A 15,303-nucleotide genomic window follows, 5' to 3' on the forward strand; every position below is an offset into this window, starting at 1 on the left:
TTATGGCACAAGAAGATGATTTAAGAGCATTGGGTAAGGTCATGGACTTTATGCGGGGTATATCAGTGATATTTCTCCTTATCAACTGTTATTGGTTCTGCTACGAAGCGTTCCATACATGGGGCTTTACGCTCGGTATTGTGGATAAGATTCTGATAAATTTCCAGCGAACGACGGGATTATTTTCGTCTATCCTCTGGACAAAACTCTTTTGCGTGGTTTTTCTTGCTCTCTCATGTTTGGGAACAAAGGGCGTGAAAGAGGAGAAAATCACTTGGCCAAAGATTTGGACGGTGCTTTTCTCTGGCTTTGTATTCTTCTTTCTTAATTGGTGGCTGTTGGTATTGCCCATTGGAAAAGTCGGAGCAGCTTCCCTCTATATATTTACGCTGTCCGTTGGCTATATCTGTCTGCTGATGGGAGGTGTATGGATGAGCCGCTTGCTTAAGAACAACCTGATGGACGATGTGTTTAATACGGAGAACGAGAGTTTTATGCAGGAAACGCGGTTGATGGAAAATGAATACTCTGTCAATCTTCCTACACGCTTCTACTATAAGAAGAAGTGGAACAATGGTTGGATAAACGTAGTCAATCCATTTCGTGCCTCAATGGTGCTCGGTACACCGGGTTCTGGTAAGTCCTACGCTATCGTGAACAACTACATCAAGCAGCAGATAGAGAAAGGCTTTGCCATGTATATCTACGACTATAAATTTCCCGACCTTTCAGAGATTGCTTACAATCACTTACTTAATCACTTGGATGCCTACAAGATGAAGCCACAGTTCTATGTAATCAACTTTGACGATCCGAGGAAATCGCATCGGTGCAATCCCATCAATCCTGCCTTTATGACGGATATATCGGACGCTTACGAAAGTGCCTACACCATCATGCTCAACTTGAACCGCTCGTGGATACAGAAGCAGGGAGATTTCTTTGTGGAGTCGCCGATTATCCTATTGGCAGCTATTATATGGTTTCTGAAAATCTATGAGAACGGAAAGTATTGCACCTTCCCTCATGCCGTCGAATTTCTCAACCGTCCCTACGCACAGATATTTCCTATACTCACTTCCTACGATGAACTTGCCAACTACCTTTCTCCTTTTATGGACGCATGGGAGGGTGGAGCTCAGGACCAGTTACAGGGACAGATTGCCAGTGCCAAGATACCGCTATCACGCATGATTTCACCTGCTCTTTATTGGGTGATGACAGGCGATGATTTCTCACTTGACATCAATAACCCTAATGAGCCGAAAGTCCTTGTTGTGGGTAACAATCCTGATCGACAGAATATTTATTCGGCTGCACTTGGTTTGTATAACAGTCGTATTGTGAAGCTCATCAACAAGAAGAAGCAACTCAAATCCTCAGTGATTATCGACGAGTTGCCGACAATCTACTTTCGTGGGCTTGACAACCTCATAGCTACTGCACGAAGCAATAAAGTTGCCGTATGTTTGGGCTTTCAGGACTTCTCACAACTTACCCGTGATTATGGAGACAAGGAGAGTAAGGTAATACAGAACACTGTAGGTAACGTATTCTCTGGACAAGTGGTAGGAGAAACAGCCAAGACACTTTCTGAGCGGTTTGGAAAGGTGCTCCAGCAACGCCAATCCATGACCATCAACCGCAATGACAAGTCCACCTCTATCTCCACACAGATGGATAGTCTAATCCCTGCTAGCAAGATTTCTAACCTCACACAAGGAATGTTTGTGGGTGCTGTTTCCGATAATTTCGACGAACGCATCGACCAAAAGATTTTCCATGCAGAGATAGTAGTTGATAGTGCAAAGGTTTCTGCTGAGATGAAAGCCTATCAGCCCATACCTGTGATAGTAGACTTTACAAATAAAGATGGCTCCGATAATCTCAAAGAGACCATCGAAGCTAACTATCGCAAAATCAAGGAAGAAATTCTCTCGTTAGTTGATTTAGAGATTATGCGTATTAAGAATGATCCGAAGCTTGCTCATTTAATCAAAATGTAATCCTTTCATCTATACATCATTAATTATGGATTTGATTATTCCCAATAAGAATCAAAGGTATGATCTCTGTAAATCTCACAACGATTTCGTTCAAAATTGAGTATATTAATATTATAGCCTATTTTCTCATAATGCATTAAATACGGAAACAAGTGCTTCCAACCTCAGAGGATATAGCCAAAAAGTTGGAAGTGCTTATCAAAGAATGAATGAAGGGAGATATTCCAGAGTCGGAATATCTCCCTTTTGATTTACTACTTCTTGAACTTGCCGCCTTTCAGGTCGCTCCCCACCATCCGCTTATTGATTTTTTCACGGAGTTCGTCAAAAAAATAAGTGCGACTGTCATCTTTGCGATGCTTTATATTCATATATACGTTGTAGCAGTTCTTTATCTCCACTCCGAAGATTTCAGAGAGTGTGTGTGCCAATTCCTCCATACCAATTTCTCCATTACTGATACAATTGCAGGTGTCGAGAGCATACAAGAGTTCGACTAAATAATAAACAGAAATACCAGAAGACAATGATAAAATTGTTACTCTGGCAAAAAAATGAAACTTAAATGTCGTTATTTTCATTGCCTGATGTTTTTGCAGGCTAAGTTCGAAAGATTGTTTAGGGCAAAATAACCCTCAAAATGCAAGTAATATTTGTGTAAAACTTATAATGAATCAAGATATTGCTTAGGTTTCATCCTGTGATATTTGCAGAAAGCCTCTGTGAAATGACTGAGGTTAGTATATCCAACTTTATAGCCTACTTCTGACACCGAGTAGAGGCGAGTGGAAAGCAGTCGTTTTGCCCATTCCATCTTTTCGGATAGGGCATATTCTGCGATGGCTTTTCCAATAACCTGCTTGAAGCACTTTTGTAATTTGGAACTGCTCATATTGGCTTCACGCGCCAATTCGGGAATACTCGGTACATTACTGAGACTTTGAAGAATCTGGCGACGAACACGGAATATTGATTCAACATCATTCAAGTTTAGGTTGGCAAGAGATTTTACTTCCGAACGTTTTTCGAGCTTTTCAAGGAACATTGTCAGTAATTCCATAGTTTTTCCATGCAAATGAAGCGTTGAAAAAGGATTGTCGATTTCAGTTATAGACTTAATGTTATCCAAGACCTGTTGCATTGCAGGTGTAATGGTCTCAAACAAATAAAAAGACTTGTCCGATTGGAGAAGCCGACCGATATAGGTTTCATGTGCTGCATCAATCTTTTCAATCCAATCCTTATTGAAAGTCAGTGTAATATTTTCGTATCGTTTCTTTGGAGGAAAACTCCACTCAGTCGGGATGCTACTTGAAGGCATGAAAATGCCATCGAGCGTGTCCACTCCGACCGTTTTTGTCCTTGTTCCAATTATCTGCTCGTGTTTATGCTCATTGATATAGAACATGACAGGAATCCATTTCGAGTTTTCCACCGAGCGACGTATCATAGTTATCGGCTCGTATGCTACGAAACTGATATAAGTCAATGTTAGCCATGGCAGAGGATAATATTGTTTGAAGAATCCACTACCAATAGAAGAAGGAATGGTAAATCCATCGTTTATTACTGATGTGCCAAATTGTTCGGCAACCATCTCCATCCAATCTTCAGGCTTATTGATTGCACAAAATTCTATGGTCATTTTATCATGTCTTTTTGCAAAGTTACAAACAAATACGGATAAAAACTTGATTTATCGCAAGTTTTTATCCGTATTACTCTCAAAAAAGAATCAATAGCTCCATGAGAAATGTTTTTAATGAGAGTTTACTCAAATGCGACTAAACTTGAAGGAACTCCTATGGCAGCAACAATTGGTTTTTGCGAGCATTCGCCAGTCTTGGTATTGTAGGTGTAATACCCCGTACCATTGTTACATATCATTCCAAAGACGATGAAGTCCTTGTAGCGAGTTATAGCAAAAGAGCCATTGCTGTCGGTCATTGGCAAATCAAGTTTTTCGATGGTTTTGTTCCAAATGTCGATTTTCACAGGTTGGAAGTCTTTCTTGAGTATTCCAAATTCTGTATCCGTTACTTTCACGCAACTATACACAATACCATTACCTGCATAGAAAGACTTAATCATATACTGCCCTGTTTTGCCTATTCCTTTTATGGTTGTCTTCGATAGGTTGAACAGATAATCGCTATCCCATTTGTCGCTTCCTTTGCGGATACGCAGGAAACCTTCCTTATCGGCAACATTGAAGTTGTTGCCCGCACTGTAAAAGTAGATGTCACCTCGCTCGTCTATGAATGCGTCAGAATGGCGGAACAATCCTACAACACTTGTGCGGTTATCTTTGATAACTTCAGTCTTTTTCGTCTTGAGGTCAATGATAGCTACCTCTGCTCCAGTACCCGGTACGGAGGTATGAGGCGAATTGAGCTGATTGAGGGCAACATACATCTTTCCATCACGGATGACATTACAGCCGGGATCAGGATTGTTGTCTTGAACCGCATAAGATGAGAGGTCAATTTCATCTTCCTTTTGCAATGTTGAAGTATTGATTAACGCAATTTTTCCACGTCCATGCAAAGCAACGTATGCCCGCTGTTCATCAACGAAGTTAATTTCTCCGGGTTGAGCCATCTGTTCAAATGTCATAGTACCTGCTTTTATCAGTTCTCCATGGGCACCTCTTGTAAACTTATGTATCTTATCCCCGAATTTCCCTTCGGGTACAAGCACTGTATTACCCTTAGCAAAGAGGTAGCAACCGAACCCGAATTCAAATGCTTTCTTATTGTCGGTCGCTTGAGGAGTCAAATCACTGAATGTCCCTACATAAGCACTTTTGTCCACATAATGCACAAAGGTGAAATGTTGCTGCACCTCTTGAGGAGTAGGCGTAGGTTCATCATTTTTGTTACAAGATGTCAGCCCTATGAAGCCGACCAGCATAGCAGAAAAAGCTATACGATTGAAAATTGTTGTATTCATCTTTTTATATTTATTAAATTAGAAAATTCCTTTTGAGAAGACATATCTGAATTTGAGGTGAAGTGTCCGTCCTGCCAATGGTTGGCGGAATTGGTCCCAAACTTCTTTGTTCATTATATTATGGCATTCCAAGGCTACGGAATATTTGCTTTTGTAGGTCAACAATAGCCCTATGTCATTGACGAAACTGCGGGGAATACGTCGTTTCTGTAATTCGGTAAGTTCCCAGAAGTAGAAGAACTCCTCAGTAAATTTGCCGTCCCAGAAAGCCTTGACATACCAATTCTTGAATAATCGGTTGCTGTGATACTCCGCCCCGAAGTTGGCGAACAAATAGGGAATGTTCGGTAGTCGCAATCCTTTTGTCGGATTGGGGGCTTGGGTACCGGGTAAATAGTTCAAGACATCACGCACATCCTGATAAGTTAGATTTCCGTAGGCATAGACCGTTGGTGATATGTCCAATTTTATTTCGGTTTCTATACCTTTAATATGTACCTTTTCTGCGTTTACATATCCGGCTGCCATGTGTTGTTTCATCAGTTTTATCATATCGCTTACCTGCATATAAAAGCTGTTCACTTCAAATTGCAATCGCGATAAGCCGAGGACATCATTTTTGTCTATTAAGAACCCCAGATTGAAGTTGTGGCTTTTCTCTGGTCTCAATCCGGCTGCAGGAAAGGTGATGATACCATCACCGAATAGTTCTTGTGAATTGGGAAGGCGTATTGCCCGCTGGTAAGATGCTTTCAAGTGAAAACCTCTGAAGGGCTCGTATTTTATAGCCTCTATCCAGCCTATTTGTGAGGTCGTATTGTTCTTTTTCTTCGGAGCCTCAATCATCTCGTATGAAGTCAAATCTTCTATCTCGGAATGGAGGTGGAAATACTTTGCGGAGAGCATATTCGTCAGTTTCTTATCAAAGAGTTTTGACTCCCAAGTCAACCCCGAAATGAAACTGGTCTTTTTACTGGGAAATCCTCCGATAACAAAACCTGCATGCTGACTTGCAATGTTGTCGCTCGGTTGTCTTCTGGCGTAGTTAATAAGTGTGTTCAGATTCAAACTGTGATTGGCGGACAACTTGTAATCAAAATTGATACGTTCATTGATTTCCAATCCTTTGTCATTCGAGTTGTGAGGAACATCCCCTGTTTCTCCCTGTCCATTCGGACTCGGATATATGTTTCCTTCGAAATCGTGATTAACTCGTGCCGTATCCACAAAATTGTTTGTTGTATGTGAAAGGGAGAAATGGGACTCAAAGTTAAGGCGGTCGTTCAGCATTCCGCTTTTTATCAATTTGTTTTCCAACATAAACATTCTTGATTTGTTTTCGGCATGTTGTATGTTTTTTAAGATACCTTGGATTTCATTGAAACGATTGTAATACCCGAACTCGGTACTAATCTCATCGAGCCAAAGTTTCGTGAAAGCAATTTTTCCCTTCAACATATACGAACGAAAACGGTCGTGGTCACGTCTTACTAACAGATTTTCTCTCTCGGGAACTCTGAAAGAGTAGTCATTCTTTGCAGATGTATAATAACCTCCCGCACCGAGTAGAATGCCACTCTTTGGAAAATTCTTGCGAGAGAAGACACTTCCTTTGTGTGTTTGGTAAGATCCGAATTCATACGAGGCATCTAAATAATCCGTACTAAACTCTTTAGTAACGATATTGACGGCTCCCCCCAATCCATCACATCCGAAACGGGCGGGTATGATACTCTTATAGACTTCTATTCTTTCTATAATGTCTATCGGAATTTCATCAAGAGAAAAAGCCCCGTCAGAAGTACTCATTGGTATTCCGTCCCATAAGATTTGAATGCGGTTTCCTTCCAATCCATGAACAATAATTCTCGAACTGCTTCCCAAACCGCCAGTCTGCCCAACTTTCAAACCTATGGTTTTATTCAAAACGGTTTCTAACGAAATAGATCTGCCTTGAAGTTCTTTTGCATTTATTACAGAAACTGCTTCAGGTGACTCTCTGAGTATTTGTGCTCTTGTTTTTCCTACTACGACTACATCTGCCAGCTCTGTTGATTCCGGGAGTAGTCTTATGGTATAACGCATCCCATTTGCAGTAATCGTATCGGTAATGGTCTGATAACCGACATAACTTACCATAAGCATAAGTTTTTGATTACTTGATGCATTTAATTTTGCAATACCTTTCCTGTTTGTAGTCGTACCATTCGTGTACGTTGGAGCATTCAAACCTTTCCATTGTACGGCGGCAAATTCTATACTGTTCCCATTTTCTGAATCAATAACTTTTATTTCTGTTGGTTGCAGTTGTGCAAACATAGGAAAAGACCACAACGAAAGAAAGCCGACAATAAGCATTCTTTTGTATAAATGGACTATTGAGCTGATTGACATATCATATTTGTTTGTGAGATTCTGTGCAAAGGTACTTACCTTCCGAGCAAATAAATAACCCTATTATACACGCTTATACCCCTGTTGTGTTTATATGCGAGCAAATTGTTGTTTTGGGGCAGTGTAATGCTTATCGGGGTTATTTTATCCCTGTTTGTTGCCGTACTTTTGCAACAGAAAAAATCAAAACGACACATATATGGATAAACAAAAAGTCAGACCCCTTGATGAGGAACGGGAGAGCCGTAGCCTGCTCTCCAATGTTGTGGTTATATTGCACCTTATTTTAGGCACACTCCCTATACTGCTTGTAGTGTGGGCGGTTGACAAGTTGATGAATAGTACACTCTCTCCCATAATAGTTTGGGGTATTGGAGGAATAATGATACTGTTGGCAATGCTTAGAGGCGTATTCTATGGAACCTCGATTTGGCGTGCACACCAGTCGGCTTACAATGCCCTTACACGATTGAGGTTGCGTATCATAAGTCATCTGCAACGCTTGCCGCTCGGTTTCTTTCAAGAACGGAAAGTTGGCGACTTGGTGAATATTATTAACCACGATGTGGAACAAATTGAAATTTATTTAGCACATGGATTACCCGAAATCCTTTCGGCTACGCTTTTTCCAGCCTTACTCTGGGTAATCATTATGGTGTTAGACTGGCGTTTGGGGCTGTCGCTCATTTCTCTTTTACCTGTGGCATTTCTTCTGCAAATGGCTGTCAAAACACTTTGGGGAAAGAGCTTTCAACACTTTATGGAAAGTACGCAAAAAATGTCGGAAGACCTTTTGGAATATGTGGCTACCATATCGGTAATCAAAGCCTTCAGTAACGAGGAAAACAGAACGGAACGGGTACTTGGTGGTATGCGCGACTACATCTGTTGGGTAAAGCGGAGCATGTTTAGCGTTACCGTTCCCATGACATTGATAACGATGTTCTTGGAAGGTGGTATCGTGGTAATGACCCTTATTGGACTATGGATGATGAGTTCGGGCGAATTAACTGTAGCCCGTTTTATTCTTGCCCTGATATTGGGTGGATTGTTCTCGTCCTCTTTTGCTAAGTTGGCAACATTCCAACATTTCCGAATCATCTATGCTCAGTCGTTGGCAAAAGTACAGTCCATTACAGAGGTACAGACAAAGGAAACTGCTGACAAGAAAACGGATACGACACAAACGGATGTTTGTTTCGAGCATGTTACATTTTCCTATCCAAACGAGGAAGACAATGCGCTGAAAGATGTATGTCTTCAATTTCCGAAAGGAAGTCATACAGCTATCGTCGGCGAATCCGGATCGGGAAAAACCACGTTGGCAAGTCTGATGATGGAGTTCTGGCAACCTCAAACAGGTACTATCCGACTAGGAGGAGAGAATATTATGGAATTCTCCGAACGTAATATCGCTGATTATTTTTCGATGGTACAGCAGGAGGTTTTTCTCTTTAACACAACTATTCGGGACAATATCCGTATTGGAAGACCTACCGCCACACAAAAGGAAGTGGAAATGGCAGCAGAGCGTGCTCGTATTCATGATTTTATCATGGGCTTGCCGAATGGTTATGATACGCTGGCAGGCGAAGCCGGCATAAAATTCTCTGGCGGAGAAAAACAGCGTATTTCCATTGCTCGAATGTTGCTCAAAGACTCTCCAATAGTTATTCTTGATGAAGCCACTGCTGCATTGGACGGAGAGAATGAGAAACTAATCCAAGAAGCTCTTGATGAATTGCAGCGCAACAAGACTGTCATTACCATTGCTCACCGTCTCAATACTATTCAGGATATGGAGCGTATTGTTGTAATGGACAAAGGGCAGGTCGTGTCGAAGGGAACACACCGTGAACTGATGAAAGACTGTTCTCTATACCGCAATATGACGGAAACGCAAGAACAAGTAAGTAAATGGCAATTAAAAGAAGAGGAGCAATAAGAATGGTACGCAATATACTGAATGAATTGACCGCTCGCGGAGTGCGGCATCTAATTATCTCCGCACTGTTTTTCGTGGTTTATGCCCTTTGTGGCACGGCGATAATGCTCACAGTCTTGTTTCTCATCGACCGTCATATACATGGAGAAAGCATCTCTTTCATTTCGGCAGCATGGGTACTCGGTAGTCTGCTGGTCTTGAAAACCATATCCAATGCCATTGCCGATATGAGTAAGCATTTTGCCGGATTTGATCTTGTGGAACGTATCCGCGAGAAAATCATACTGAAACTGAAAATGTTCTCACTCGGCTTCTATACCAATGAGCGTCTGGGAGAGATAAGTACAATCATTCACAAAGACGTTGATAATATGGAAATGGTAGTAGGACATCTATGGACACGGATGTCCGCCGACTTCATTGTAGCTCTAATACTCGGTATTGGACTATTTTGTGTGGACTGGCGCATGGGATTGACAATGGTAGCCATTCTTCCTATTGCCCTGTTTTCTCTGTATCGGGGCATTCGCTCGGGAATGAAAGCACAGGAAGAGTCTCAGGACAATCTGGCGGATATGGTCAGCCTCTTTGTAGAATACGTCAAGGGCATTCCGGTTTTGAAAGTGTTTGGAGGAAAAGGAATGTTCCGTGACAGACTTGACCACTCTGTCAGTGAATTTGGAGAAAGCAGTAAGAATACTTCTCGTTTGGCAGCTGTGAGTGTGGGCAGATACACTTTCCTGATAGAATTGGCTTTCGCTCTGATGGCTACAATCGGTCTTTGGTGGACACAGCAGGGGGAACTTTCTCTTTTCGCTTATTTAATGTTTATCATCGTCTCAAAAGAATTCTACAAACCTTTTGTCAATATGGAGAGTCATTGGCTGAATTACATCAAGGTAAAAGATAGTTACGGACGCATTTCCCATTTATTGAATGCTCCTGTTATCACCAATCCTGAACAGCCGAAAACAGCAACCCATTTCAATCTTTCCTTTGACAAAGTGGATTTCCATTATGAGAAGGAAGGTTTTGAGATGAAAAATCTCACGTTCCATGTTCCCGAAGGAACGGTAACGGCACTTGTCGGATCGTCAGGTTCTGGTAAAACAACCATTACCAGCCTGTTACTCCGTTTCTGGGAACCGCAGACCGGCAGTATCCGTATCGGTGGTATAAACATTCGAGAAATGGACTATGATTATCTGCTCGGTAAAATCAGTGTAGTGATGCAAAATGTTATTCTCTTTTCAGATACCATTGCCAATAATATCAAAGTGGGCAATCAACATGCTACGCAGGAAGAAATCGAAGAAGCAGCACGTAGAGCGATGATACACGACTTTATCATCAGCCTGCCGGAAGGTTATGAAACAAAAATCGGAGAAAACGGTTTGGGACTCTCCGGAGGGCAGAAACAAAGGCTTTCAATCGCCCGTGCTTTCTTGAAAGACGCTCCCATCATTCTTTTGGACGAGATAACGAGCAATGTTGACCCTGTCAATGAATATAAGATACAACAGGCAATGTCTGCCCTTATCCGAAATCGCACAGTCTTGGTCATTGCCCATCATTTGCAAACCATCCGTAATGCTAATCAGATTATTGTGATGGACAAAGGACGACTTGTAGAGAATGGGACGCATGCAGAACTTGCAGCAAAAAACGGAATGTACTGCAAATTGCTGTCTATGCAATAACCTAATCAATGAAAAATATGGAGGTATGGAGTTTGATCCATACCTCTCTTTTTGCCACTTTCATCCATATTAACGCCACAAGTACGCAGTTATTTCCAACTGCTAACATGCACAGTTTCTTTGATTTACCTTTGCCCATACACCGCTGTTAATGTCATTAAAAACATTGTAATATGGACGAAAAAATCAAAGACCAAGAAGAATGCTACTGCCATCGATGAGTCGAAGGTTGATTGGAAGCAACTCGACGATCTCGGTCTTTCCCGTGAGAGATTGGAGCAGAGTGGAGAATTAGAAAAGATGCTCAATTGGCAGAAGAGCAATCTCTTGACGATTGCCGTACCTATTGGCGACACGACTATCTACACCGAAGCTCGCCTTGCTTTCTGCACAGACGATAGCGGGCAATATCGGTTTGGCAATTCATCCTTTGAGAAAAGAACCACAGCTTGACTTTTCCTATATGGGCTACAAGTTCTCTCCCGAAGAAAAGGAGGCACTTCTCACTACGGGCAATCTCGGTAAAACTATCGAAGTAACACTCAAGAACGCTGAGCCTTTTTCTGCTTACGTCTCTATCGATCCGCAGACCAACGAAATTATAGCCCTGCGTGCTGACCATGTGAATATCCCCAAGGAAATCAAGGGTATTACCCTTTCCGATGCACAGTATAAAGACCTTGTGGAAGGTAAGGCTGTGAAGGTGGAGGGCATGACCGCCAAGAGTGGAAAAACTTTCAATGCCACGTTGCAGGTTAATGCCGAGCGAAAAGGCATTAAGTTCATCTTTGACAAGTAATGTGCTCCAGCAACGGCAGTCTATGACCATCAACCGCAATGACAAATCCACATCTATTTCCACTCAGATGGATAGCCTTATCCCTGCATCCAAAATCAGTAACCTTACGCAAGGAATGTTTGTGGGGGCAGTATCAGACAACTTTGATGAACGCATCAACCAGAAGATTTTTCATGCAGAGATTGTGGTGGACAGTGTCAAGGTATCTGCCGAGATGAAAGCCTACCAACCCATACCTGTGATAGCAGACTTTACAAACGAAAATGGCTCCGACGATCTCAACGAGACCATCGAAGCCAACTATAAACGTGTAAAAAAAGAGATACTAACACTTGTTGATAATGAGATTAGAATAATTAAGACCACTCCAAGTTTATGTCATCTAATAAAGAATGGAGATTAGTGAAGCCTAAGTTCAGAATCCCGTATTGGTAATAGAATCTGATATACAATAAATTCAATTAGATATAAAATAAATAAGACATTCTCTTCTACTGTGTTTGATCAATATGAATATGCTTAATCTAATGATTCTGGTTCATCTTCATTTATATTTTCAGAAGCTGCGGCATCAAAAGCTAAAAATACTTCTAAAAATGCAGTTTCACGAAAGAAATAATTAGGGGCATCGGTCAGTTTATCCTCCATAAAATGAAACCCCCAATTGGCGTACTCCTCCATTGTCTGCATAAGCATGTCAACCGCTTTTCGTGATGTCATTTCGCCTTTTTCCAAAGCAATGAAATCAATGTCGGTACGGGAAACAAGAGCGGTGAAAATATACTCCCGGAGTTTCGGATAGGCTTTTCGTCCTTTGACAGAGTCTAAATTGCCCCAATATTGAATGGGCTGTCCGAAAGTCTTGCGTTTTTGTGTGTCCTCTATGAGTGGTCGCTTTTGGTTGAAATAAAGTCCCATAAAAAATGCGACAATGAATATTTCATAACCACCACCAAAGACTTTTCCTCTGTCTTCACGTAAAGAAGTTGCACCACGGCCATAGTCACAAAAGTTTTTGATGATGCTGTCTTCGTATCTTTTTTCCCATTGTGGATTTCGGTTTGCCCACAAATCATATATTTTTTCTGTCGCCATAATTTGTTATTTTACCTGTTTAACAATTGTTTGAATGGTTGACAAATCCTTGTCATTGAATGGTTCTACTTTCTCAATCCGGAAGACAGAACAAGAAAGTATATTGATTGTGTCGAAATCCAACACCTTTTTTCCTGTTACTTTGTCGATATTGAGCAAGTCTTTCGTAACGATAACACATTGCTTATCAATGGTATCTATTACATTGTAGAAAGTATCTTCCTTGAAACCGCCGAATGAGGATGTTGGGGCATCAAAGATCAATGGATAGTCTTGTTCGCGTTTCAATGTTGTGATTTGAGAAATGGCAAACAGGACCGACATATACATAGTTGTCTTCAGTGCACCGTTTGGATTTTCGATTCGAGTTCCGTTATCACTATAGAGTTCAATACGTGCAGAACTGTTGAGGGTTTTTCTGATGCGAATTATTCCATAGAAGTCGTTTTTATTCAACTTCTGTAAATATTTATTTGATTCATTCTCAAGAATTTGAAGAAAATTATTAACATTCTGCTCTCTTGCGTTAGCGAATGCTTTGGTTATCTTCTCAAATGCAATATGCACACGCTGATATACCTGTGTCATAGAACTTGTCGGTTCAAGTTGCGACAGTTTTTCTTGTATTTCGTCTCTTGCACTCTCCTTGTATTTTAGAGTGGTTTCCAATTCTGAAACACGGCTTTCAGCACGACTTTTAGCATCAAAGAAACCTCTTAAATCAGATATAGTCTTATCTAGCAAATCTGTGCTTAAACCTGATTGCATCAGCAAATCATTTTGTTCTATTTCCAACTCTTGCAGCTGTTTATCTACCTCTGCCAATTCCGCCTTTCTTTTCGCAACAAATTCCAAACGATCTGAAATTGTTGTTGCAATCTTTGCAATCTCCTGCTCTGTGTCGCCACTTAATTTGATTTGGCGAGAATGTAATTCATTGATAAAAGAATTTGGAAACAGCGGCTTATCATCATCCTCTTTTAAACTTGAATTTTTATTGGCCTCCGCTGCTATATGGGCAAGATATTCATTCAGTTTATTACACATAAATTCGTAAGCCTCCGAATCTTTGGGGGCAGGGCGACCGCAGACTTTACAGATTTCATCATCAATCATTTCTTTCATTGTCGCCTCATCGGGCAAATTCCATGGCAAAGGAACGGCATCATTGGCAAGTTTTTGAATTTTTGAAATAGCCTCACGTTCTCCAGCCTCTTTCGCACGACGTTCTGTTTCCTGTTTGTCAAGTCTTCGTTTCTCTTTGCTCAAAGCAGAAACTTTTGCGGAAAACTCTTTTATGATTGCAGGGAAGGAACGTAAAATCCAATATTCATCCAACAAGTTAGTGCTGTACTCGCACGATGACCACGCCACCAGCTTCGCCTGCTTGTCTTTCAACCCTTTGATACGTTCTTTTATGGCTTGGTAGCGTTCCGATGTTTCTTGGTTCTTTTCTAGCAATTCCAACTTCGACGAAAATTCATTGATTGAGATTTTCTTTTGATTGAGTTCTGTCTTGATGCTTTGAATGTCGTTTGTAACATCATTCAGTTGTGTATTCAATTCTTTCGCTTGCTTCGATACTTTCTTATCGTTTTGCAATTCACGGTTTGCCGCTCTTGCAGAGCTTTGCTCAAAATTTGATGTCAAATCAACCAATTTGTCAAAATCCCTGATTCCCGAAAACGTATCAACCAACGTTTTCAACGCAGTGTCATTGTCGAAAACATTGAGTTCGTTTTCCCCTTTGAACAAACAATATTTACGTAAGACAGGCTCAAAACACCCATTCAACAGCTTGTCGCCGGCTATGGAATGACGTTCCGCACCAACAATGGAATATCCGACAAACTTGTAATCCTTTGTACGAATGTTGTCTCCGGATATTCTCTCAAAAGTGAAACTCTTTTCTATCTCTTTCTCACCATCATGTTCAAAGGTTATGCTTACCGAGACCTCATCACTTTCACCAATTTCTAATTCTGATTTACGCTTTTCGGAAATGTGTGAATCTTTTCTGTTCTCGCCCGTCGTGTCGAACAGCCATTCCAACGCTTCAAATAAGGTCGTTTTACCATCACCATTATCTCCGATAACCAAAGTTAGACCTTTTGATAACGAAAGGTTATTGCTTCCGTAGTAACTACGGAAGTTATTTATTTTTATATCTTTGATAATCATATGTTTGCTTTTAAAAAGTTACTGACTTCATTGTAGATTTCCCTTTCGGTAGCTTTTTGCTCATTTCGGTTGATAATTTGTGCTATGGCTTGGATTACTGCTATTTCAGAATCCAAGGCTTCTGAAATTGACCTGAAATTATCGGGATTGTAGCCATAGAAATTGAGAAGCTGTTCATCAGCAATTACAGCCTGTAAAATCTTATCACCGTTTGTTTTATATGTACTCATA

Annotated in this window: 10 protein-coding genes and 2 pseudogenes; 5 read left to right on the plus strand and 7 right to left on the minus strand. The window is 41.0% G+C overall.

From position 1 onward, the window contains the following. The first annotated feature begins 2 nt into the window (after positions 1-2). Positions 3-2,006: a conjugal transfer protein MobC gene (gene mobC / locus F453_RS0112665; RefSeq protein WP_018968346.1), complete on the plus strand. Its 2,004-nt coding sequence runs from the start codon at positions 3-5 to the stop codon at positions 2,004-2,006. A 254-nt stretch (positions 2,007-2,260) separates the two neighbouring features. Here mobC and F453_RS15490 read toward each other — a convergent pair whose 3' ends face one another. The 4 genes from F453_RS15490 to F453_RS0112685 form a co-directional block, all read right to left on the minus strand. Continuing rightward, positions 2,261-2,587 carry an RteC domain-containing protein gene (locus F453_RS15490; protein ID WP_026292577.1) on the minus strand — a complete coding sequence of 109 codons (327 nt, stop codon included), beginning with the start codon at positions 2,585-2,587 and terminating at the stop codon, positions 2,261-2,263. Between the two features lie 83 nt (positions 2,588-2,670). Continuing rightward, positions 2,671-3,651: a helix-turn-helix domain-containing protein gene (locus F453_RS0112675; RefSeq protein WP_018968348.1), complete on the minus strand. Its 981-nt coding sequence runs from the start codon at positions 3,649-3,651 to the stop codon at positions 2,671-2,673. Between the two features lie 125 nt (positions 3,652-3,776). Next, positions 3,777-4,958, minus strand: coding sequence for a DUF4374 domain-containing protein (locus F453_RS0112680; RefSeq protein ID WP_025790150.1), 1,182 nt, complete (start codon positions 4,956-4,958; stop codon positions 3,777-3,779). 18 nt (positions 4,959-4,976) lie between these two features. Continuing rightward, on the minus strand, positions 4,977-7,352 hold the full coding sequence (locus F453_RS0112685) for a TonB-dependent receptor (protein WP_018968350.1): 2,376 nt from the start codon (positions 7,350-7,352) through the stop codon (positions 4,977-4,979). Positions 7,353-7,551: 199 nt separating this feature from the next. On the opposite strand from F453_RS0112685, the gene F453_RS0112690 reads away from it, so the two are divergent. The 4 genes and pseudogenes from F453_RS0112690 to F453_RS0112710 all read left to right on the plus strand — a co-directional run. Further along, positions 7,552-9,297, plus strand: a complete 1,746-nt coding sequence (locus tag F453_RS0112690) for an ABC transporter ATP-binding protein (RefSeq protein WP_018968351.1) — start codon at positions 7,552-7,554, stop codon at positions 9,295-9,297. Positions 9,298-9,299: 2 nt separating this feature from the next. Continuing rightward, complete coding sequence (locus F453_RS0112695; protein WP_026292578.1) at positions 9,300-10,997, plus strand: ABC transporter ATP-binding protein; 1,698 nt, start codon at positions 9,300-9,302, stop codon at positions 10,995-10,997. A gap of 195 nt (positions 10,998-11,192) precedes the next feature. After that, a pseudogene (locus F453_RS14620) lies at positions 11,193-11,790 on the plus strand (DUF3945 domain-containing protein); the annotation flags it as partial. 7 nt (positions 11,791-11,797) lie between these two features. Beyond that, positions 11,798-12,199 (plus strand): annotated as a pseudogene (locus tag F453_RS0112710) (conjugal transfer protein TraG); the annotation flags it as partial. A 116-nt stretch (positions 12,200-12,315) separates the two neighbouring features. Here F453_RS0112710 and F453_RS0112715 read toward each other — a convergent pair. Genes F453_RS0112715 through F453_RS0112725 form a run of 3 tightly spaced genes read right to left on the minus strand, consistent with a single transcriptional unit; the run spans position 12,316 to position 15,302 of the window. Then, positions 12,316-12,891, minus strand: a complete 576-nt coding sequence (locus F453_RS0112715; protein WP_018919970.1) for a hypothetical protein — start codon at positions 12,889-12,891, stop codon at positions 12,316-12,318. 6 nt (positions 12,892-12,897) lie between these two features. Continuing rightward, on the minus strand, positions 12,898-15,072 hold the full coding sequence (locus F453_RS0112720; RefSeq protein WP_018968355.1) for an AAA family ATPase: 2,175 nt from the start codon (positions 15,070-15,072) through the stop codon (positions 12,898-12,900). Further along, the gene (locus F453_RS0112725; protein ID WP_018919968.1) at positions 15,069-15,302 is read right to left on the minus strand and encodes a hypothetical protein; all 234 of its coding nucleotides are present in this window, start codon (positions 15,300-15,302) and stop codon (positions 15,069-15,071) included. The genes F453_RS0112720 and F453_RS0112725 overlap by 4 nt, the downstream gene beginning before the upstream one ends. Position 15,303 lies beyond the last annotated feature (1 nt).

The organism is Hoylesella loescheii DSM 19665 = JCM 12249 = ATCC 15930, from assembly GCF_000378085.1.
Taxonomy (GTDB): domain Bacteria; phylum Bacteroidota; class Bacteroidia; order Bacteroidales; family Bacteroidaceae; genus Prevotella; species Prevotella loescheii.

What these genes read in the sequence shown, in the direction of transcription:
- mobC (WP_018968346.1), top strand. Translation starts at nt 3, where the DNA reads ATGGCACAAGAAGATGATTTAAGAGCATTGGGTAAGGTCATGGACTTT.
- F453_RS15490 (WP_026292577.1), bottom strand. Translation starts at nt 2,587, where the DNA reads ATGAAAATAACGACATTTAAGTTTCATTTTTTTGCCAGAGTAACAATT.
- F453_RS0112675 (WP_018968348.1), bottom strand. Translation starts at nt 3,651, where the DNA reads ATGACCATAGAATTTTGTGCAATCAATAAGCCTGAAGATTGGATGGAG.
- F453_RS0112680 (WP_025790150.1), bottom strand. Translation starts at nt 4,958, where the DNA reads ATGAATACAACAATTTTCAATCGTATAGCTTTTTCTGCTATGCTGGTC.
- F453_RS0112685 (WP_018968350.1), bottom strand. Translation starts at nt 7,352, where the DNA reads ATGTCAATCAGCTCAATAGTCCATTTATACAAAAGAATGCTTATTGTC.
- F453_RS0112690 (WP_018968351.1), top strand. Translation starts at nt 7,552, where the DNA reads ATGGATAAACAAAAAGTCAGACCCCTTGATGAGGAACGGGAGAGCCGT.
- F453_RS0112695 (WP_026292578.1), top strand. Translation starts at nt 9,300, where the DNA reads ATGGTACGCAATATACTGAATGAATTGACCGCTCGCGGAGTGCGGCAT.
- F453_RS0112715 (WP_018919970.1), bottom strand. Translation starts at nt 12,891, where the DNA reads ATGGCGACAGAAAAAATATATGATTTGTGGGCAAACCGAAATCCACAA.
- F453_RS0112720 (WP_018968355.1), bottom strand. Translation starts at nt 15,072, where the DNA reads ATGATTATCAAAGATATAAAAATAAATAACTTCCGTAGTTACTACGGA.
- F453_RS0112725 (WP_018919968.1), bottom strand. Translation starts at nt 15,302, where the DNA reads ATGAGTACATATAAAACAAACGGTGATAAGATTTTACAGGCTGTAATT.